Annotated in this window: 17 protein-coding genes; 9 read left to right on the top strand and 8 right to left on the bottom strand. The window is 72.9% G+C overall.

Annotated elements, in window-relative coordinates; genetic code table 11:
- Positions 1–61: 61 nt before the first annotated feature.
- Entirely contained in the window at positions 62–2,017 is a 1,956-nt protein-coding gene (locus tag TR50_RS12435) for a serine/threonine-protein kinase (RefSeq protein ID WP_042419349.1), read from the top strand.
- Here the strand turns inward: TR50_RS12435 and TR50_RS12430 are convergent.
- A complete protein-coding gene (locus tag TR50_RS12430; RefSeq protein ID WP_042419509.1) occupies positions 2,014–2,616 on the bottom strand; it encodes a TIGR03086 family metal-binding protein in 603 nt (200 codons plus the stop codon). The two genes, TR50_RS12435 and TR50_RS12430, sit on opposite strands and share 4 nt — an antisense overlap.
- A gap of 67 nt (positions 2,617–2,683) precedes the next feature.
- Here TR50_RS12430 and TR50_RS12425 point away from each other — a divergent pair, with 67 nt between their 5' ends.
- A complete protein-coding gene (locus TR50_RS12425; RefSeq protein WP_042419508.1) occupies positions 2,684–3,490 on the top strand; it encodes a helix-turn-helix domain-containing protein in 807 nt (268 codons plus the stop codon).
- Here the strand turns inward: TR50_RS12425 and TR50_RS12420 are convergent, their stop codons facing one another.
- The gene (locus TR50_RS12420; protein ID WP_042419347.1) at positions 3,491–4,354 is read right to left on the bottom strand and encodes a lysozyme; all 864 of its coding nucleotides are present in this window, start codon (positions 4,352–4,354) and stop codon (positions 3,491–3,493) included.
- 203 nt (positions 4,355–4,557) lie between these two features.
- Here TR50_RS12420 and TR50_RS12415 point away from each other — a divergent pair, with 203 nt between their 5' ends.
- Together TR50_RS12415 and TR50_RS12410 are read left to right on the top strand one after the other, a co-directional pair.
- Positions 4,558–4,986, top strand: coding sequence for a GNAT family N-acetyltransferase (locus tag TR50_RS12415; protein ID WP_042419344.1), 429 nt, complete (start codon positions 4,558–4,560; stop codon positions 4,984–4,986).
- 9 nt (positions 4,987–4,995) lie between these two features.
- A complete protein-coding gene (locus tag TR50_RS12410) occupies positions 4,996–5,178 on the top strand; it encodes a hypothetical protein (RefSeq protein ID WP_042419342.1) in 183 nt (60 codons plus the stop codon).
- Between the two features lie 70 nt (positions 5,179–5,248).
- On the opposite strand, the gene TR50_RS12405 is transcribed toward TR50_RS12410, so the two are convergent.
- Both TR50_RS12405 and TR50_RS12400 read right to left on the bottom strand, forming a co-directional pair.
- Positions 5,249–7,213 (bottom strand): ABC transporter ATP-binding protein, encoded by a 1,965-nt coding sequence (locus TR50_RS12405; RefSeq protein WP_042419340.1) that lies wholly within the window; start codon positions 7,211–7,213, stop codon positions 5,249–5,251.
- Positions 7,210–8,943, bottom strand: coding sequence for an ABC transporter ATP-binding protein (locus TR50_RS12400; protein WP_042419338.1), 1,734 nt, complete (start codon positions 8,941–8,943; stop codon positions 7,210–7,212). Before TR50_RS12400 ends, TR50_RS12405 begins: the two co-directional genes overlap by 4 nt.
- A gap of 377 nt (positions 8,944–9,320) precedes the next feature.
- On the opposite strand from TR50_RS12400, the gene TR50_RS12395 reads away from it, so the two are divergent.
- From TR50_RS12395 to TR50_RS12380, 4 genes are all read left to right on the top strand, one after another.
- The gene (locus tag TR50_RS12395; RefSeq protein ID WP_236654386.1) at positions 9,321–11,237 is read left to right on the top strand and encodes an AMP-dependent synthetase/ligase; all 1,917 of its coding nucleotides are present in this window, start codon (positions 9,321–9,323) and stop codon (positions 11,235–11,237) included.
- A 46-nt stretch (positions 11,238–11,283) separates the two neighbouring features.
- Complete coding sequence (gene hemW, locus TR50_RS12390) at positions 11,284–12,513, top strand: radical SAM family heme chaperone HemW (RefSeq protein ID WP_042419500.1); 1,230 nt, start codon at positions 11,284–11,286, stop codon at positions 12,511–12,513.
- A 55-nt stretch (positions 12,514–12,568) separates the two neighbouring features.
- The gene (locus tag TR50_RS12385; protein ID WP_052440939.1) at positions 12,569–12,967 is read left to right on the top strand and encodes a PPOX class F420-dependent oxidoreductase; all 399 of its coding nucleotides are present in this window, start codon (positions 12,569–12,571) and stop codon (positions 12,965–12,967) included.
- 145 nt (positions 12,968–13,112) lie between these two features.
- Positions 13,113–14,744, top strand: coding sequence for an FG-GAP repeat domain-containing protein (locus TR50_RS12380; RefSeq protein ID WP_152648369.1), 1,632 nt, complete (start codon positions 13,113–13,115; stop codon positions 14,742–14,744).
- Here the strand turns inward: TR50_RS12380 and TR50_RS12375 are convergent.
- The 4 genes from TR50_RS12375 to TR50_RS12360 all read right to left on the bottom strand — a co-directional run bounded on the left by TR50_RS12375 (position 14,734) and on the right by TR50_RS12360 (position 18,343).
- Positions 14,734–15,456, bottom strand: coding sequence for a response regulator transcription factor (locus TR50_RS12375; protein ID WP_042419495.1), 723 nt, complete (start codon positions 15,454–15,456; stop codon positions 14,734–14,736). The genes TR50_RS12380 and TR50_RS12375 overlap by 11 nt on opposite strands.
- 71 nt (positions 15,457–15,527) lie before the next feature.
- Entirely contained in the window at positions 15,528–16,787 is a 1,260-nt protein-coding gene (locus TR50_RS12370) for a sensor histidine kinase (RefSeq protein ID WP_201776819.1), read from the bottom strand.
- A gap of 105 nt (positions 16,788–16,892) precedes the next feature.
- Positions 16,893–17,357: a hypothetical protein gene (locus TR50_RS12365; RefSeq protein WP_236654385.1), complete on the bottom strand. Its 465-nt coding sequence runs from the start codon at positions 17,355–17,357 to the stop codon at positions 16,893–16,895.
- A 155-nt stretch (positions 17,358–17,512) separates the two neighbouring features.
- On the bottom strand, positions 17,513–18,343 hold the full coding sequence (locus tag TR50_RS12360) for a DUF3097 domain-containing protein (protein ID WP_042419333.1): 831 nt from the start codon (positions 18,341–18,343) through the stop codon (positions 17,513–17,515).
- 76 nt (positions 18,344–18,419) lie between these two features.
- On the opposite strand from TR50_RS12360, the gene TR50_RS12355 reads away from it, so the two are divergent.
- Positions 18,420–19,388, top strand: coding sequence for an RNA polymerase subunit sigma-70 (locus TR50_RS12355; protein ID WP_052440938.1), 969 nt, complete (start codon positions 18,420–18,422; stop codon positions 19,386–19,388).
- Position 19,389: the final 1 nt, after the last annotated feature.

The following is a 19,389-nucleotide window of genomic DNA, read 5'->3' as shown; positions in this document are numbered from 1 at the left end:
ATCTCCCGGTGCCTACGCGGCGGATCGGCATTGACGGGGTACGGGGTACGGGGAGAAGGACATGACGGCGCAGCAGGACGGCTTCTCGGATCCCCGGATCTTCGGCTCGGTCGGCCTGGACCGCCTCGGCGCCAAGCCGCTGCGCGCCACCGACCCGCGCCGGGTCGGGCCCTACGCGGTCATCGCCGTCCTCGGCGGCGGCGGTATGGGCCGGATCTACCTGGGCCGCGCGTCGGAGGGTTCGTCAGAACTGGCCGCCGTCAAGGTGATCCGCCCCGAGTACGCCGAGGACGAGGGCTTCCGGCGGCGCTTCGAGCGCGAGTCCGCAGCGCTCGCGCGGGTGCGCGGCGAGCAGGCCGCGGTGCTGCTCGGCAGCGGCTACGACGGCGACCTGCTGTGGATGGCCACCGAGTACATCCCCGGCCCGAGCCTCTCGGAGGCCGTCGCCTCGGCAGGGCCGCTCGGCGCGACCGGAGCATGGCGTCTGGCGCTCGAACTCGCCCAGGCCATCGGGGCGATGGAGCGCGTCGGGGTGGTCCACCGGGACATCAAGCCGTCCAACGTCATCCTCGGCCCGGCCGGTTGCCGCGTCATCGACTTCGGCATCTCCCAGGCCGCCGACACCAGCGCGATCACCACCACCGGCCAGCAGGTCGGCACGCCCGCCTACATGTCGCCGGAGCAGGTCCGCGGGCAGGCCGTCGCGACCTCCTCGGACCTGTTCGCTCTCGGCTCCGTCCTCGCCTTCGCCGTCACCGGCAACGGCCCGTTCGGCGACGGCACCACCGTGGACGTGCTGCACCGCGTCGCGTTCGAGGAGCCGAAGCCGGAGGTGCTGGAACGGGTCGAGGACGTCGACCCGCAGTTGGCCGAGCTGGTCCGGGCCTGCCTCGACAAGGACCCGGCCGCCCGCCCGACCGCGCCGGACGTCGCCGAGCGGGCGGCGCTGCGGCAGGTGGCCGCGCCGTGGTCGCCGGAGCTGAGCGCCGCGATCATGTCCCGGGTCGAGGTGGCGATCGCCGTGCAGGCGCTGCCGCTTCCGGCGCCGGACGCGCCCGCCGCCCCCGTCGCCGACGACGGCACGATGCTGCTGGGCCGCACGGCCGGGGCCACCCCGGCGGCGGCCACGCCCACCCAGACGGCGATGCCGACGCCGCCCACCGCGCAGGCTCCCTTGCAACAGGGACCGGTGCGCCCGACGCCGCCGACGGTGCCGTCCGTCCCGGAACCCGTGCACGCCTTCCAGCAGCCGCAGCCGCAGCCGGTGCAGCCGCACCAGCAGCCCGCCTACGTCTCGGCCGCCCCGGCCGCAGTGGCGCCCCCGCAGCAGGAGGAGCGGCGGCGCGGCAACCGCGCGGTGCTGACCGTCGTCGCGGCGGTCGTCGCCGTGGCCGCCATCGCGGGCACGGCGATCGCGCTCACCGGAGGCGGAAAGCCCGGCACCTCGAACACCACCGCGCAGCAGGGCGGCAGCACCAGTGTGGACGGCGCTTCTGGCACGCCGAGCGCCGGCGCGTCGGGCTCGGCCGCCGCGTCCGCGACGGCCGGGGCACCGTCCGCCTCCGCCTCTGCCTCCGCGTCGGCCGCCGGCTCGTCGGCGGCCCGACCGGGCGGTTCGGCGAGCTCCAAGCCGGGCGGCGGGACGGCCACGACCCCGGCCGGATCCCAGACCACCCCGGCCTCGCAGCAGACGACGCCCGCCGCGCCGCCCACCTCGGCCCCGCCGCCGCCGAGCACGCCGAGCTGGGACCAGGACTGCACCTACTACTCAGGGAGCGAGGAGACCGACATCCACGGTCACGGCAGCACCGCCGCGATCGAGGAGGTGCAGTGCCTGCTCCTGCACCGGGGAGGGCAGCTGGCGAGCATCATCACCTCGTCCGGCGGGGTCGACGGGCAGTTCGGCCCCGGCACGCAGCACGCCGTGGAGACCTTCCAGAGCTGCGTGGGCCTCAGTAATGACGGCGGCGTCGGCCCGCAGACCTGGCCCGCTCTGCGCGGTTCCGGTAACTGCTAGGCCCTGCGTCCCGACAGGGCCAACGCACGGGCGAAGGCGCCGGCGTCGTCGCCGGCCGGCGCCGGCCGGGCGAACCCGTCGTACTGGCGGAACATCTCCGCCCACTGCTCGACCTGGCCCAGCACCGCCGTGGCCGTCGCCTCGTCCAGGGTGTAGGTCTGGCCGGAGCCCTCGGCCGCCTCCCAGCCATGGAGGGAGAACTCCAGCAGGATCATCCCGGCGATCGCCGCCGCCGGGACGGCGGAGTCGCCCATCGGCATCTCCCGCTCCCAGACCGACGGGTCCGACCAGGCCGCGAGCGCCTTGTCGACCTGCTGGGCGTACGCCTCCGCCCAGCCCGGCTCCGCCGTGAAGTCGCGTTCGTACCACTCGGCGGGAACGGACCCGCCCTCGGCGCGCAGCGCGAAGTTGTGGGCGGTCCACAGGATCAGGTGGTTCACGACGGCGCGCAGGTCCCACTCGGCCGAGGGGGTGGGGGCGTCCAGCGCGGCCGGGTCGACGCCCCGCAGGACGCGGACGGTCTCGGCGGCGGAGGCGCGCAGCGCGCCGTACAGCTCGGGGAGCTCGGGGAGCTCGGACGTGTGGTTCGTGTCGTTCATGACCACGACGGTACGGACGACACGCGGCGCGGTCTTGAAGAAACGCGACACGCCTAGGGTGGTGCTCATGGAGCGGAACGACGGCCGTACGGCGCCCAGGGGTGTCCTGCACCCGGAGCAGGGCGCGAGCCGGTTCACGGTCACGACCGCGCCGGCAGGGCCCGCGCTCGCCCCGTACGTGGAGTACCACTGGATCGTCCGCTGGGACGTGACGGGACAGGCGCCCTACGACTCGCAGGTGCTCTCGCACCCGAACGTGCACCTGGTCTTCGAACCGGCCGGGCCCCTGGTCTACGGGGTGATCCGCGGCGTCTACACCCGCCGGCTCGTCGACGCGGGGCAGGTGCACGGGGTCCGCTTCCTGCCGGGCGGCTTCCGGGCCTTCGCGGACGGGCCGGTCCAGGAGCTGACCGACCGGGTCCTGCCCGCCGGGGCGGTCTTCGGCCCCGGCGTGGACGAGCTGTGTCCGCGCGTGCTGGCCGGTGCGGGGACCGACGCGATGGTGGCCCTGGTCGAGGGCTTCCTGGCCGCCCGCCTGCCGGCCGGGCCGGACCCGCAGGCGGTCCAGGCCGCCGCCGTCGTGCGGGAGATGACGGTCGACCACACGCTGGTCCGCGTCGAGCAGGTGGCATCGCGGTTCGACCTCTCGCCGCGCAGCCTGCAGCGCCTCTTCGCCGAGTACGTGGGGGTGAGCCCGAAGGCGGTGCTGCGCCGCGCTCGTCTGCACGAGGCGGCGCAGCGCGCCGACAGCGGCTCCGTGGACTGGGCGGCTCTCGCCGCCGACCTGGGCTACAGCGACCAGGCCCATCTGACCCGTGACTTCACGGCCGTCGTGGGTGTGCCGCCGTCCCGGTACTCCCGCGGGGAGCGCTGATCAGCCCAGTGCGAGGGCCTGGACGCGGGTGATGTCGCCGTTGAACTCGTCGTGGTCGCCGACGTACGGGCCGGAGTCGGTGTACTGCCACATCGTGTAGTAGCCCCAGCCGGCCGGCAGGGTGCCGGGGGAGCCGTTGTAGTTCGCGATCCACAGCGGGTCGTCGGCCGCGAAGCCTCCGTAGTTGCCGGTGCACTGGACCCACCAGGAGGTCGCGGTGTAGATCACCGCCCAGCGGCCGGTGCGGGCGTGGTACTCGTTCAGGAAGCCGGAGATCCAGCTGACCATGGCGCTCTGCGAAAGGCCGTAGCAGGCGGCCCCGTACGGGTCCCACTCGATGTCCAGGACGCCCGGCAGGGTCCTGCCGTCGGCGGACCAGCCGCCGCCGTGGTTCACGAAGTAGTCCGCCTGGACGCCGCCCGAGGTCGTGTCCGGGGTGGCGAAGTGGTAGGCGGCGCGGATCATGCCGACGTTGTAGGGGCCGTTGTACTGCTGCGCGAAGTCGGGGTTGGTGTAGTAGGTCCCCTCGGTGGCCTTGGTGTAGGCCCAGCGGACGCCGCTGTTCCACAGCGTCGCCCAGTCCACGGTGCCCTGGTAGCTGGAGACGTCCACGCCTTCGGTCTGGGTGACCATCGGCTGGACGCCGCCGCCGGCTCCGCCGCCCCCGTGCGCGCGGACGCCGATGCCCATGTAGGCGTCGCCGCGCGGGAGTTTGGCGGAAGCTGCCTGGGCGGGAGCCTGGGCGGACGTGGCCTGGGCGGATGCGGCCTGCGCGGGTGCGAGGGGGGTCGCGGTCGCCAGGCCGAGCGCCGCGAACAGGGTTGCGGCGGCGGTGAGTCTGCGGGGGAGGGAAAGGGAGTTCATTGCGTCGCGCCTCCGTGTTGTCCTCGTGCTGGACGGCAAAGGGCTTGCGAGAACGCTGAACTGACGGCCGGAAAGGTTCTTGTCCCAGCCATGCCACAGGAATGCTACGCATGTAGACCCGGATCGGGAAAGAGTTTTCAAGCGATTGCGACGAGCCTTTCCAGCCCCGCGCCGGAAGCCCCGGGTGTGCCAGACTCGCCCGCATGCACAGTGATCGACTGACCGTCGGCGACGACGACGCGGAGCTGAACGCGCGGCTGTCCGCCGGCCTCGACGAGTTCAACTTCCCCGCGACCGGCACCACCGCTGCGGACCAAGGCAAGCTGTCCGTCAAGGTCGTGGACGACGCGGGCGAGATCGTCGGCGGCCTGGCGGCCTGGACGTGGGGCGGCCTGCTCGGCATCGAGATGCTCTGGGTCCGCGAGGACAGCCGCAAGGACGGCTGGGGCAGTCGCCTCCTGCTCGCCGCCGAGGAGGAGGCCCGCCGCCGCGGCTGCGACCGCGCCGTCGTCTCCTCGTTCACCTTCCAGGCGCCGGGCTTCTACCAGCGACACGGTTACCGGGAGACCGGCCGCACCCTCGGCATCCCCGGCGGCGCCGAGGACGTTCACATGTTCAAGGAGCTGGCCTAGCCTGAGCCGGTGACAGGCACACCCGACGAGGACGACCGGACACCGCGCAACCCGCTGCTGGACCCCCGGCTGGCCGGGGCGGGCGGACTGCTGATCACCGCCGCGGCCCTCGCGTTCCTGCTCACGCACGGCGGTCACCACGCGCCCGCGCCCGCTCCCGCTCCGGCAGCCCCCGCGACCGCGAGCCGGTAGGCGGAAGGCGGAAGGCCGGCACCCGCCCCCGGAGGGGAGCGGGCACCGGCCTTCCGGGTGAGGCTGCGACTCAGTCGACCTCGGCGACCGCCTGGGCGAACTGGGCCTTGTAGAGGCGGGCGTAGGCGCCGTCCCGCTCCAGCAGGGAGGCGTGGTCGCCCTGTTCCACGATCGCACCGTTCTCCATCACCAGGATGGTGTCCGCGTCGCGGATCGTGGAGAGGCGGTGGGCGATGACGAAGGCGGTGCGGCCCGCGCGGAGCTTGGCCATGGCGCGCTGGATCAGCACCTCGGTGCGGGTGTCGACGGAGCTGGTCGCCTCGTCCAGGACGAGGATCGACGGCTCGGCCAGGAACGCCCGCGCGATGGTGATCAGCTGCTTCTCGCCCGCGCTGACGCCGGTGCCCTCGTCGTCGATGACGGTGTCGTAGCCGTCCGGCAGGGTGCGCACGAAGCGGTCGACGTGCGCGGCCTTGGCCGCCGCGACGATCTGCTCGCGTGTCGCCCCCTCGGACCCGTAGGCGATGTTGTCGGCGATGGAGCCGCCGAACAGCCAGGTGTCCTGGAGCACCATGCCGATGTGGCCGCGCAGTTCCTCGCGGTTCATCTCGGCCACGTTCACGCCGTCCAGCGTGATCCGCCCGCCCGTCGGCTCGTAGAACCGCATGAGCAGGTTGACCAGGGTGGTCTTGCCGGCGCCGGTCGGGCCGACGATGGCCACCGTGTGGCCGGGGTCGGCCAGCAGCGAGAGGTCCTCGATGAGCGGCTTCTCCGCCTCGTAGCGGAAGGCCACGTGCTCGAACTCGACTCGCCCGCGCACCAGTTCCGGACGCTCCGGCCGGGCCGGCTCGGGGGACTGCTCGTCGGCGTCCAGCAGCTCGAAGACGCGCTCGGCCGAGGCGACGCCGGACTGCACCAGGTTGGCCATGGCCGCGACCTGGGTCAGCGGCTGGCTGAACTGCCGCGAGTACTGGATGAACGCCTGCACGTCACCGATCGACAGTGCACCCGAGGCGACCCGCAGACCGCCGACGACCGCGACGACGACGTAGTTCAGGTTGCCGATGAACATCATCGCCGGCTGGATCAGGCCCGAGATGAACTGCGCCTTGAAGCTGGACTGGTAGAGCTTCTCGTTCTCGGCGTGGAACTGCTCGATGGCCTCCTGCTGGTGGCCGAAGACCTTGACCAGCGAGTGGCCGGTGTACATCTCCTCGATGTGCGCGTTCAGCTTGCCCGTGGACTTCCACTGCTGGACGAACTGCGGCTGCGCCCGCTTGCCGACCTTGGCCGCCAGCACCGCCGAGGCGGGGATGGAGACCAGCGCGATCAGGGCCAGGATCCAGGAGATGTAGAACATCATCGTCAGCACGCCGACGACCGTCAGCAGCGAGGTGATGACCTGCGACATCGTCTGCTGGAGGGTCTGCGCGATGTTGTCGATGTCGTTGGTGACCCGGCTCAGCACCTCGCCGCGCGGCTGCTTGTCGTAGTAGCTGAGCGGCAGCCGGGAGAGCTTGTCCTCGACGTCCGCGCGCAGGCGGTTCGCGGCGCGCTGGACGGCCACGTTGGCCAGGCGCGCCTGGACGATGCCGCACAGGCCCGCGAACAGGTAGATCAGGGTGACCCAGAGCAGCACGGTGCCCACCGCGCCGAAGTCGATCCCCTTGCCGGGGGTGAAGTGGATCGACGACAGCATCTGCTGCTGCTGGTGGTTCAGGTGCTCGTTCAGCACGGCCGGGTTGGTGCCCGCCGGGATCCTCTTGCCGAAGACGCCGCCGAGGATCAGGTCGGTGGCGTGGCCGAGGACCTTGGGGCCGATGACCGAGAGCGCGACGCTGACCGTGGCCAGCGCCAGCACGCCGATGATCAGCGGGCGTTCGGGCCGCAGCCGGCCCAGCAGCCGCTTGCCGGACGCCTTGAAGTCCATCGACTTCTCGGCGGGCTGGGCGCCGCCCATCCAGCGGGCGGGGCCCGCCGCGGCCCCGGGGCGGCGCTTGGCCGCCGCCTTCGCTTCGTCGCCGCCGGAGCTCATGCCGCCTCCTCCTCGGTGAGCTGAGACAGCACGATCTCTCGGTACGTCTCGTTGTCGTCCATCAGTTCACGGTGCGTGCCCTCGCCGACGATCTGGCCTTCGTCGAGGACGATGATCCGGTCCGCGTTGCGGATCGTGGAGACGCGCTGGGCCACGATGACCACCGTCGAGTCCCTGGTCTCCTGCTCCAGCGCGGCGCGCAGCCGCGCGTCGGTCGCGTAGTCGAGCGCGGAGAAGGAGTCGTCGAAGAGGTAGACCTCGGGCTTGCGCACCAGGGCGCGGGCGATGGCCAGGCGCTGGCGCTGGCCGCCGGAGACGTTGGTGCCGCCCTGGGCGATCGGCGCGTCCAGGCCCTCGGGGAACGTCGAGACGAAGTCCTTGGCCTGCGCCGTCGTCAGGGCCGCCCACAGCTCCTCGTCCGTCGCGTCCGGGTTGCCGTAGCGGAGGTTGGAGGCGACGGTGCCGGTGAACAGGTAGGGCTTCTGCGGGACCAGGCCGATGGACTTGGACAGCACCTGCTCGTCGAGGTCGCGCACGTCGACGCCGTCGACGAGCACGGAGCCGTCGGTGACGTCGGAGAGCCGCGGGATCAGGTTGATGAGCGTGGTCTTGCCGGAACCGGTCGAGCCGATGATCGCGGTGGTCTCGCCGGGCCGGGCGGTGAAGGAGATGTCGCGCAGCACGGCCGCCTCGGCGCCCGGGTAGCGGAACTCGGCGCCGCGCACCTCGAGGTAGCCGCGGGCGGAGAGCTCGCGGACCGGCACGGCCGGCGGGGCGACGGTGGTCTCCGTGCCGAGCACCTCCTGGATGCGCTCGGCGCAGACCTCGGCGCGGGGCACCATCATGAACATGAAGGTGGCCATCATGACCGACATCAGGATCTGCATCAGGTAGCTGAGGAAGGCCGTCAGCGCGCCGATCTGCATGCCGCCGGAGTCGATCCGGTGCGCGCCGAACCAGATGACGGCCACGCTGGAGAGGTTGACCACCAGCATGACCAGCGGGAACATCAGCGCCATCAGCCGGCCGACGCGCAGGCCCACGTCGGTCAGGTCGTCGTTGGCGCCACGGAAGCGGGTGCGCTCGTGCTCGTCCTTGACGAAGGCGCGGATCACGCGCAGGCCGCTGATCTGCTCGCGCAGGACGCGGTTGACGGTGTCGATGCGCTCCTGCATGGAACGGAAGAGCGGGCGCATCCGGCTGACGGTGAAGCCGATGATGACGCCCAGGATCGGCACGATGACGATCAGCAGGCTGGACAGCGGCACGTCCTGGTTGAGCGCCAGGATGATGCCGCCGACGCACATGATCGGCGCGGAGACCATCAGGGTGAAGGTCATCAGCACCAGCATCTGCACCTGCTGCACGTCGTTGGTGCTGCGGGTGATCAGGGAGGGCGCGCCGAACTGGCCGACCTCGCGCACGGAGAAGGACTGGACCCGGGTGAAGACCGAGGCCCGGATGTCCCGGCCCAGCGCCATGGCGGTCCGGGCGCCGAAGTAGACGGCGCCGACGGAGCAGACCACCTGGGCCAGTGAGACGCCGATCATGATCCCGCCGGTCGCGAGGATGTAGCCGGAGTCGCCCTTGATCACGCCGTTGTCGATGATGTCGGCGTTGAGGGTGGGAAGGTAGAGGGTCGCGATCGTCTGGACCAGTTGGAGCAGGACCAGCAGGGTGATCTGCCTGGAGTACGGCCCCAGATGGGCGCGCAGGAGTCGGATCAGCACAACGGATCTCTCAAGATCTCTCTGAGGAGGAGAGGAACTGGTGGGCGGAGTAGGGTGAAGATTTCTGCGTACACCGTACCCGGTTGTGTGGGCGCGGGCTATCGAATTGGCGGCGCGGCATCGTACGAAGCTTACCTGCCGCCCGGCAAGTTGTGTGGGCGCCCTCACCTTTCCCCTCTTACGTCCGGGCCCCTAACGTCCTACGCTGATCGTTGCCCGCTGGTTACTCGTGAGTTAAGCAGTGGGTCAGAAGTGACGCCCGCGGTCTGCCCGCACCGCAGTCCGCCCTCGTCCACCCCCGCAGTCAGCCCCGCCGTCCGCACCGCTTTTCGCCCCTCGGCCGCCCCACACCGGCCGTCCGGGCACCGGAGGTAGCCGTGAGCTTGAAGCCGCTCGTCGCCGAGCCCCTGCTGGACAATCGCCCGGAGTCCGTGGCGCAGCTTTTCCTCGCCCGTGTCGCCTCCACCCCGGACCGGGTGGCCTACCGCTATCCCGTACCGGTCGACGACCACGCCGCCGACGGCGCGCCGGGCGCCGAGCAGTGGCGTTCCATGACCTGGGGGCAGGCGGCGGAGCGCGTCCAGGGCATCGCGGCCGGCCTGATGAGCCTCGGCGTCGTCCCGGAGGAGCGCGTCGGCATCTCCTGTTCGACGCGGATCGAGTGGATCCTGATCGACCTCGGCATCATGTGCGCGGGCGCGGCCGTCACCGCCGTCTACCCGAGCACCAACGGCGAGGAGACCGCGTTCATCCTCTCCGACTCCGGCAGCCGGGCGATCTTCGTCGAGGACGGCAAGCAGCTGGCCAAGGTGCTGGGCGTGCTCGGCGAGGCGCCGGAGATCCGGTTCGTGGTCACCGTCGACGGCAGCAGGCCCGAGCCGGGCGCGCAGCCGGACGGGGTCGAGGTGCTCTCCCTCGCGGAGCTGGAGGAGCGCGGCGCCGCCCACCTGAAGGAGCACGGCGACGCGGTCGCCGCGGCCGTCGCCTCGATCAAGCGCGAGCAGCTGGCCACCCTCATCTACACCTCCGGCACCACCGGCCGGCCCAAGGGCGTCCGCCTGCTCCACGACTGCTGGGCCTACCAGGCCGCCGCGCAGACCTCCCTCGGCCTGACCGACGACACCGACGTGCAGTACCTGTGGCTGCCGCTGTCCCACGTCTTCGGCAAGACGCTGACCTCCGGTCACATCCAGCAGGGCTCGGTCATCGCGGTCGACGGCCGGATCGACAGGATCATCACCAACCTGCCGCTGGTCCAGCCGACCTACATGGCCGCCGCGCCGCGCATCTTCGAGAAGGTCTACAACGGCATCGCCGGCAAGGCGCGGGCCGAGGGCGGCGCCAAGTACAAGATCTTCATGTGGGCCGCCGGGGTCGCCCGCGAGTACGCCGAGACCGCGCAGAAGAACGAGGTCACGACCGGTTCGCGGACCGTCCCGTTCCCGCTCCAGCTCAAGCACGCGGTCGCGGACAAGCTCATCTACGCCAAGATCCGCGCGGCCTTCGGCGGACAGCTGCGGGCCTGCGTGTCGGGGTCGGCGGCGCTGGCCCCGGACATCAACTACTTCTTCTCGGGCGTGGGCGTCCACATCCTCGAGGGCTACGGCCTGAGCGAGACCTCGGCCGGTTCCACGGTCAACCCCGGCGAGAGCTACCGCATCGGCACCGTCGGCCGCCCGCTGCCGGGTACCGAGGTCCGCATCGCCGAGGACGGCGAGATCCTGCTGCGCGGCCCCGGCGTCATGCAGGGCTACCACAACCAGCCCGAGAAGACCGCCGAGGTGCTGGAAGCCGACGGCTGGTTCCACACCGGCGACATCGGCGAGCTCGACAAGGACGGCTTCCTGCGGATCACCGACCGCAAGAAGGACATGTTCAAGACCTCCGGCGGCAAGTACGTCGCGCCGAGCGAGGTCGAGGGCCGGTTCAAGGCGGTCTGCCCGTTCGTCAGCAACATCCTGGTCATCGGCAACGGCCGCAACTTCTGCACCGCGCTGATCACCCTGGACGAGCCGGCCATCATGCAGTGGGCGGGCACCAACGGCCAGGCGGGCAGGTCCTACGCCGAGGTCTGCACCTCCGCCGAGACCCACACGCTGATCTCCGGCTTCGTCGACCAGCTCAACGGCGGGCTCCAGCGCTGGCAGACGATCAAGAAGTTCACCGTCCTGCCGCGCGACCTCGACGTCGAGCACGGCGAGCTCACCCCGAGCCTGAAGGTCAAGCGCCCCGTCGTCGAGCGGGAGAACGCCGAGCTGATCGAGGCGATGTACGCGGGCGCGCGGGAGGCGTAGGCGGTCGCCGGAGGGCATGCCCGACAGATAGCGGACAATGGACGGCATGCCCTCCGCTCTGCCCGACGGCGAAGCCGTCCCCGCCGACGGCGCGCTGCCCGAGACCGCCCTCGGCGGGCTGGGCGCGCGCCCCTTCGGCTTCTACGTCCACGTCCCGTACTGCGCCACGCGCTGCGGGTACTGCGACTTCAACACCTACACCGCCACCGAGCTGCGCTCCTCCGGCGCCGTCGCCTCCCAGGACACCTACGCCGAGCACCTGATCGCCGAGATCAGGCTCGCGCGCCGCGTCCTCGGCGACGCCGACCTGCCGGTCGAGACGGTCTTCCTCGGCGGCGGCACGCCGACGCTGCTGCCCGCCCGCGACCTGGTGCGGATGCTGGGCGCGATCCGCGACGAGTTCGGCCTCGCGCCCGGCGCGGAGGTGACGACGGAGGCCAATCCGGAGTCCGTCGACCCCGCCTATCTGAGCGAGCTGCGCGAGGGCGGCTTCACCCGGCTCAGCTTCGGCATGCAGAGCGTGCGCCCGCACGTGCTCCAGCTCCTCGACCGCCACCACACCCCGGGCCGCCCGCAGGCCTGCGTCGCCGAAGCGCGCGCCGCGGGCTTCGAGCACGTCAACCTCGACCTGATCTACGGCACCCCGGGCGAGTCCGACGACGACTGGCGCGCCTCCCTGGACGCCGCGCTCGCCGCCGAGCCGGACCATGTCAGCGCCTACGCCCTCATCGTCGAGGAGGGCACCAAGCTGGCCGCCCGCATCCGCCGCGGCGAGATCCCGATGACGGACGACGACGTCCACGCCGATCGCTACCTCATCGCGGAGGAGCGGCTCCGCGCGGCCGGCATGGAGTGGTACGAGGTCTCCAACTGGGCGACCTCGCCGGCCGCGCGCTGCCGGCACAACGAGCTCTACTGGACCGGCGCCGACTGGTGGGGCGCCGGCCCCGGCGCGCACAGCCACGTCGGCGGCGTCCGCTGGTGGAACCGCAAGCACCCCGCGGCCTACGCGCAGGCGCTGGAGGCGGGCGCGACCCCGGCCCAGGGCCGCGAGCGGCTGGAGGGCGAGGACCGGCGCGTCGAGCGGGTCCTGCTGGAGCTCCGCCTCTCCGAGGGCTGCCCGCTCGACCTGTTGCGCGAGGCCGGTCGCAAGGCGGCCGACCAGGCACTGGCGGACGGGCTGTTGGAGGCCGGGCCGTTCGCGGCGGGCCGGGCCGTGCTGACGCTGCGCGGACGCCTGCTCGCGGACGCGGTGGTCCGGGACCTGGTCGACTGACGGGCGTCGGCGGGGCCGTGGGGCGGCGGGGCCCCGGCGCGGTAGCGTCTGCGGCGTGACCCCACTCACCCCGAGCGTCCTCGACGCGCTGACCCGCGCCCGCTACGTCAGCCTCACCACGTACCGGAAGAACGGCACGCCGGTGGCCACCCCGGTCTGGCACGCGATCGACGACGGCAAGCTCTACGTCTGGACCGAGGCCGGCAGCGGCAAGGTCAAGCGCCTGCGCCGGGACGGCGCCGTCAAGGTCGTCGTCTGCGACGTGCGCGGCCGGATCGCGCCGGGCGCGGCGGAGGCCGAGGGCACCGGACGGCTCCTCGACGCCGAGGGCACCGAGAAGGTGCGCCGCCTGATGGGCCGCAAGTACCTGATGTTCCGGTTGGGGGACTGGTGGTCCAGGCTGACGGGCCGTCGGCGCCGGCACCCCATCGCCACCGTGGAGATCAGCTTCTGACGTCCCCGCGGTGGCGCTCCTTCGCGCGACTTCCACTCGTCCCGGCACGGGCTCCGACCTCCGGGCGTAGGATCACCGCTGCCCGCCCGGCACGGGCGGCCCGAGCGACTTGACGCGGTGTCACCACCGACGGGGGGGAGAAGCGATGAGGAAGACCGTCCACAGAGCCTTGGCGACGTGCGCGGTGCTGGCCGCCATGGCGGCGGGGACCGGGTTCGCGCCGTCGGCATTGGTCGCGTCGGCCGCCCCGGCCGCGACCGGCGGCGCGGGTGCGCACACGGTCGCCGCTGGCGCCACCGCGACCGCGACCGCCGGCACGATGCCCGGCTGGCTGCGCGGCACCTGGACCGCGCTCGTCTCGAACGCGACGGGCTACACCGGGCGCTACTGCAGCGGGATCAGCCTGGGGACCTTCCGCGAGCTGGTGCCCGCCGACTGCTCGGTCACGCGCGGCCCCGACCAGCTCCAGGGCTTCGCCACCGCGACCGGCGCGATGGCCGGCGGGGGCGGCGGCGGGCCGCACCGGGCCGATCCGCGCTACGACCCCAAGACCGGACAGGACGACCTGGCCGTGCTCTTCGACAGCACGAGCAGCGTCAGCGCGCCCGTCCTCGCGGGGGCCGGGGACGCGGCGCTCTACCGCTCCGGCACCCAGGCCGAGTTCTACTCCTGGACGACGTCCGCCCCCGCGGCCGGCCAGCTCGCCGACCACTTCACCGCCCACAGTGAGGCGGTCCAGGTGCACACCGCCGCCGACTGCGCGGCCCTGCTCGGCCGGGGGATGGCCGCGGGCACCTTCTGCACCACGCCCGCGCCCGGCGCCCCGGCCGTGCCGCAGCAGCAGCAGTGCTACGGCGACGCGGGCGGCGCCCTCGTCGCCGACGGCAAGCTGATCGGCGTCTCCGCGACCCCGGTGAACGGCTGCGTCGTCGGCGGGGTCCGGGTCTACACCTCGATCGCGGCGCACCAGGCGCTGATCCGGAACTGGACGGCCTACATCGGCCCCGTCGACAACGGCGGCCAGGACGGCACGTTCGCGGCCATGGCCTCGAACCGGATCATCTCCTCCTTCTGCGTCATGCCGCTCACCGGGTGCCTCGCGGGCGGCAGCGGTGAGAACGGCAACGCGCCGGGCTGGGCCGACCTGATCCTCCCGGCCGGGGACCTCAACCATGACGGGTACGGCGACGTGCTGATCCGTCGCTCCGACGGCGTCCTCTTCGCCGACCTGGGCTACATGACCCAACGTTCGCACTCGTTCGACCAGATGAGCCTGCACCGGATCGGCGGCGGCTGGTCCGCCTACACGACCATCCTGGCCCCGGGCGACCTGAACGGCGACGGGATCCCGGACCTGGTGGCCCGGGACCGCTCCGGAGTGCTGTGGTTCTACCCCGGCGACGGCCGTGGCGGGTTCCTCGCGCGCGTGCGGATCGGGGGAGGCTGGAACGCCTACACCCTCATGTCCGCCCACGACGACCTGAACGGCGACGGGATCCCGGACCTGGTGGCCCGGGACGCCTCCGGGGTGCTCTGGTTCTACGCGGGCAACGGGCGCGGCGGGTTCCTGCCGAGGGTGCGCGTCGGCGGCGGCTGGAACGCCTACAACGCGCTGGTCGTCGGCGGCGCGCTGGACGACCTCGGCCGCAACGAGCTGGTCGCCCGTGCGCCCGGTGGTCACTTCTACCTCTACGTCAGCAATGGAAACGGCGGCTTCGCGCCGCGCGTCGCCGTCGCAGGCAACAGCTTCCTCGCGGGCGCGACGCTCATGGGCTGACCGGACGCAGCAGGCCGCGGTTGAACGCCTCCGTCACCGCTGCCGCCCGGTCGCCGACGCCGAGCTTGGCGTAGATGTTCAGCAGATGGGACTTGACGGTGGCTTCGGTGATGAAGAGCCGGCCCGCGGCCTCGCGGTTGGTGCAGCCGGACGCGACCAGCTGAAGCACCTCGAGCTCCCGCTGGCTCAGCGGCCCGCTCGCCGCGGGCGGGCCGGCCGTCGCCCCGGCCGCCGTCCCGGCGGGCGAGGCGGACGGCGCGGCCTGTGCTGTCTGGGCGGGTGTGCGGACGCGCCGCATCAGCAGCGCGGCCACCGACGACGCGAGCACGGACTCGCCGCGTGCCGTCGCACGGACCGCGCGCAGGAGTTCGTCACGCGGGGCGTCCTTGAGCAGGTAACCGGCCGCGCCCGCCTCGATCGCGGGCAGGACGTCGGTATCGGTGTCGTACGTCGTCAGCACCAGGACCCGGGCCGGGTCGCCGCGGCGGGCCAGCTCGCGGATCGCGGTGACGCCGTCGGTGCCGGGCATCCGCAGGTCCATCAGGATCACGTCCGGGCCCTGCGCCTCGGCCAGCCGCAGCGCCTCCGCGCCGTCGGCGGCCTCGCCGACCACCTCGAAGCCCGGCTCGCGGGCGAAGAGGCTGGCGAGACCGTCCCGCACCACGGGATGGTCGTCCGCGACCAGCAGCCGGATCGCGCGCCCACCCGGCATGGCCTCGCCCGCCGGGTCCTCGCCCGTCGCGCCCGTGCCCGTCGTTCCCGCGTCCCCGCTCATGTCCCCACTCATGTCTCCGCCTCCGTCGGTCCGGCCGGCACGCGGGCCGAGATGCCGGTGCCGGAGCCGGGCTCCGACTCGATCTGCAGTGTGCCCGCCACCGACTCGATCCGTTCCCGCATCCCGACCAGCCCGAACCCGCCGTCGGTGCGCGGAGCGGCGACCGCCGCGCGCGCGGGGTCGAAGCCCGTGCCGTCGTCGACCACGTCCAGGGCGACCTCGGCCTCCAGGTACGACAGCGTCAACGCCACCTGCCGGGCACGGGCGTGCTTGGCCACGTTGGCCAGTGCCTCCTGGGCGGTGCGCAGCAGCGCCAGCTCCGTCTCCGGGGGCAGCGGCCGGGGCGTGCCGGTCGTGGAGACCCGCACCGGCGTGCCGCTCAGGGCCGTCCAGCGCTCGGTCACGCCGGTCAGCGCCTCGCCGAGCCTCGCCGTCCGCAGCGGCTCCGGACGCAGCGCGTGCACCGAGCGGCGGGCCTCGGTGAGGCTCTCCTTCGCCAGCCGGGCGGCCGCGTCCACATGGCGGTGCCACACGGCCGGGGCGGCGGCGTCAGCTCCCTCCGCCGCCTGCTCGGCGGCCCGCAGCTGCGCGATGACGCCGGTGAAGCCCTGCGCCAGGGTGTCGTGGATCTCCCGGGCCATCCGGCGACGCTCGTCCTGCACGCCCGCCTCGCGGGCGCCGGCCAGCAGTTGCTCGTGCAGCGCGGCGTTCTCCGCGAGGCTCGCCTCCAGCCGCCGGTTCGCCTCGCTGATCTCGGCCAGGGCGCGCTCCCGCTCCTCCTGGTACCGGTTGCTGCGCTGGGCGAACCAGGAGAAGCCGCACATCGGCACGATGTTGGCGAGCAGGATCGCCAGGTACTCCGCCGCGCCCAGCGGTGTGCCCTTGCCCACGCCGTAGGCCTGCGCGGTGCCGGCGACCGCCGCCACCGCGCCCACCGCGACGGGCTCCCAGGGCCAGGGGACCACCCGGAACGCGTACACGTACAGGGCCGGGGTGAAGAAGCCGAACCACGGGTCGCGGAGCACCAGCACGGCCGCGATCCCGATCAGGACGGCGAAGAAGACCGCCATCAGGCGCGGGCGCTCCCGCCACGCCGGGCGGAGCGTGAAGAACGCCAGCATCCACGCCGCGGCCGCCGCGCACAGCGTCAGATCGGCGACGCGGGAGCCGCCGGTCCTGCTGACCGCGGTCACCGCGGTCAGCAGGGCGAGGAGGAGGTAGGGCATGACCGTCGCCGCCAGGGGCCAGCGCCGCCCGGGACCGTCCACGCCCGCCTCCGCTCCGTCGCGCCGCCGCCGACCGCGACCAATCCGCTGATCCGGCCAATCTATCGACGGCGTGCGCGTCGCACTCTCCATCCGTTCGTTCTCCGCTCACGCGGCGAAGGCGGCGCGCAGCTGACGGCCGTTCGCCACGGCCACGACGCCCAGCAGCAGGACCCCGCACAGGCCCTGCTCGATCCGCATCCACAGGGGCAGGAACCCGGGGAGCGAGACGATGACGGCGATGGCGACGACCATCGCGCCCGAGGCGATCCGCAGCCTGCGGAACGCGCCCCGGCTGCCTCGGGCGCTGCGCGTCACGAACGAGAGCATCAGCAGCGAGGTCAGCGCGACGATCCCGCCGCGCACCCACACCGTCGCGGTGACCAGATCGCTGTGCGCGCGCAGCAGGTAGGCGACGGCGAGGGTCGCCACACTCAGTCCGGCGTAGCAGGTGACGAGGTTCTTCAGGGTCCGGAACGCCGACAGGCTGAGCGGGTGCGCCGGCGCTTCGTCGGCGGTCGTCCCGGTGGCGGCGGTGGTGGCGGTGGAACGGTCGGTCCTGGTGCTGGTCATGACCGGGGTCCTCTCTGGGGTCGTCTCTTCGGCTCCCTTCCAGAGTCGCGACCAACGGCCCCGCGCACATCGACCGATCCACCGGGTGCGGGGCTGAATCCCCGCGCCCCACCGAACGGTTGACCCGCCTCCACCGATGGGCTGAGAGGGCCTCCTCAGTCCGGCTGCGTGACGAAGTCGATCAGCTCCTCGACCCGGCCCAGCAGCGCCGGGTCGAGGTCCTTGTAGGAGGTGACGCTGCCACGGATGCGCCGCCACGCGGCCGGGGTGTCCAGCGGCCACCCCAGCCGGGCGCAGACGCCCGACTTCCAGTCCTCCCCGCGCGGCACCTGCGGCCAGGCGGCGATGCCGACGGACGCGGGCTTCACGGCCGCCCAGATGTCGATGAACGGATGCCCGACCACCAGCACGTGGTCGCCGGTGACCTGCGCGGCGATCCGCGCCTCCTTGCTGCCCGGCACCAGGTGGTCCACCAGCACGCCGAGACGCCGCCCCGGCTCCGGGGCGAACTCCGCGACGATGGCGGGCAGATCGTCGACGCCCTCCAGGTACTCGACGACGACCCCCTCGATCCGCAGGTCGTCGCCCCAGACCCGCTCGACCAGCTCGGCGTCGTGCCGGCCCTCGACGTAGATCCGGCTCGGCAGCGCCACGCGCGCCTTCACGCCCTGCACGGCGATCGACCCCGACGCGGTCCGCGCCGGGCCCTGCGGCTTCACGGCCGCGCCCGGCTGCGGGCGCACCAGCGTCACCGGCCGGCCGTCCACCAGGAACCCACGCGGCGTCAGCGGGAAGACCCGCAGCTTGCCGTGCCGGTCCTCCAGGGTGACGGTGAACCCCTCGGCGGTCTTCTCGCAGCGCACCACCGCACCGCAGAAGCCCGTCGTGGCCTCCTCCACCACCAGGTCCCGCTCGGCGGGAACCTCCGGCACGGCGGAGGGCCGCTTCCACGGCGGCGTCAGGTCCAGCGCGTCATATCGGCTCACCCGCCGATCATCGCAGAGGCGGGCCCGGTGGGCGTGGGTGGCGGCGTCGCGGGGATTGATTCGCCATCATGGGCGGGTGGCCGCACCGTACGCCGAGACGACGCTCGAACCGCTCCGGGGCCCGCTCACGGGCTACTGCTACCGGATGCTGGGCGCCGCCGGGGAGGTCGACGACGCCGTGCAGGAGACGCTGCTGCGCGCCCACCGCAACCTCCACCGCCACGACGCGAGCCGGGCGAGCCTGTCCACCTGGGTGCACAGCATCGCCACCAACGTCTGCCTGGACCTGCTGCGCGGAGCGCGCCGCCGGGCCCTGCCGTGGGACCTTGGTCCCGCGTCGACCAGCGGCGAACTGGGCGCGCCGCTGCCCGACTCGCAGTGGGTCGAGCCGCTGGCGGACTCGCGCCTGCCGCACGTGGCCGACCCGGCCGAGCTCGCCGTGCGCCGCGAGTCGGTGCGGCTGGCCTTCGTCGCCGCGCTCCAGTGGCTGCCGCCGCGCCAGCGGGCGGCGCTGGTGCTGCGCGACGTCCTCGGATTCACGGCGGCCGAGACCGCGCGGATCCTCGACTGTTCGACGGCCGCCGCGAACAGCGCGCTCCAACGGGCCCGCGCCACGCTGGAGGAACACCGGCCCGCGCCCGCCGACCCGGTGGACCCCGTGGACCCGGACGACGCCGCGCAGCGGCGACTGCTGCGCGACTACGTGGACGCCTTCGAGTCCCACGACGTGGACCGGCTGATCGGTCTGCTCGCCGACGACGTGCGCTCCGGCATGCCGCCGTTCCTGTGGTGGCTGCACGGTCCGGCCGCCATCGGGGCGGCCATCGAGGCGGGCGCGGAGTACTGCGCCGACGACCGCATGCTGCCGGGCGCCGGCGCCAACGGCTGCCCGACCATCGGCCAGTACCGGCCGGACGCGGACGGGGTGCTGCGGCCCTTCGCGCTGCTCGTCCTGGAGGTGCGCGGCGGCCGGATCAGCGAGATCGTCACCTACCTCGGCGCGGGGGAGCGGTTCGCGGAGTTCGGCCTGCCGCCGCATCCGTGAA

The sequence above is a fragment of the Streptacidiphilus anmyonensis genome (assembly GCF_000787855.1).
GTDB classification, from domain to species: domain Bacteria; phylum Actinomycetota; class Actinomycetes; order Streptomycetales; family Streptomycetaceae; genus Streptacidiphilus; species Streptacidiphilus anmyonensis.
The sequence above is the reverse complement of the archived record's forward strand: the minus strand, read 5'-3'. Positions and strand labels throughout refer to the sequence as shown.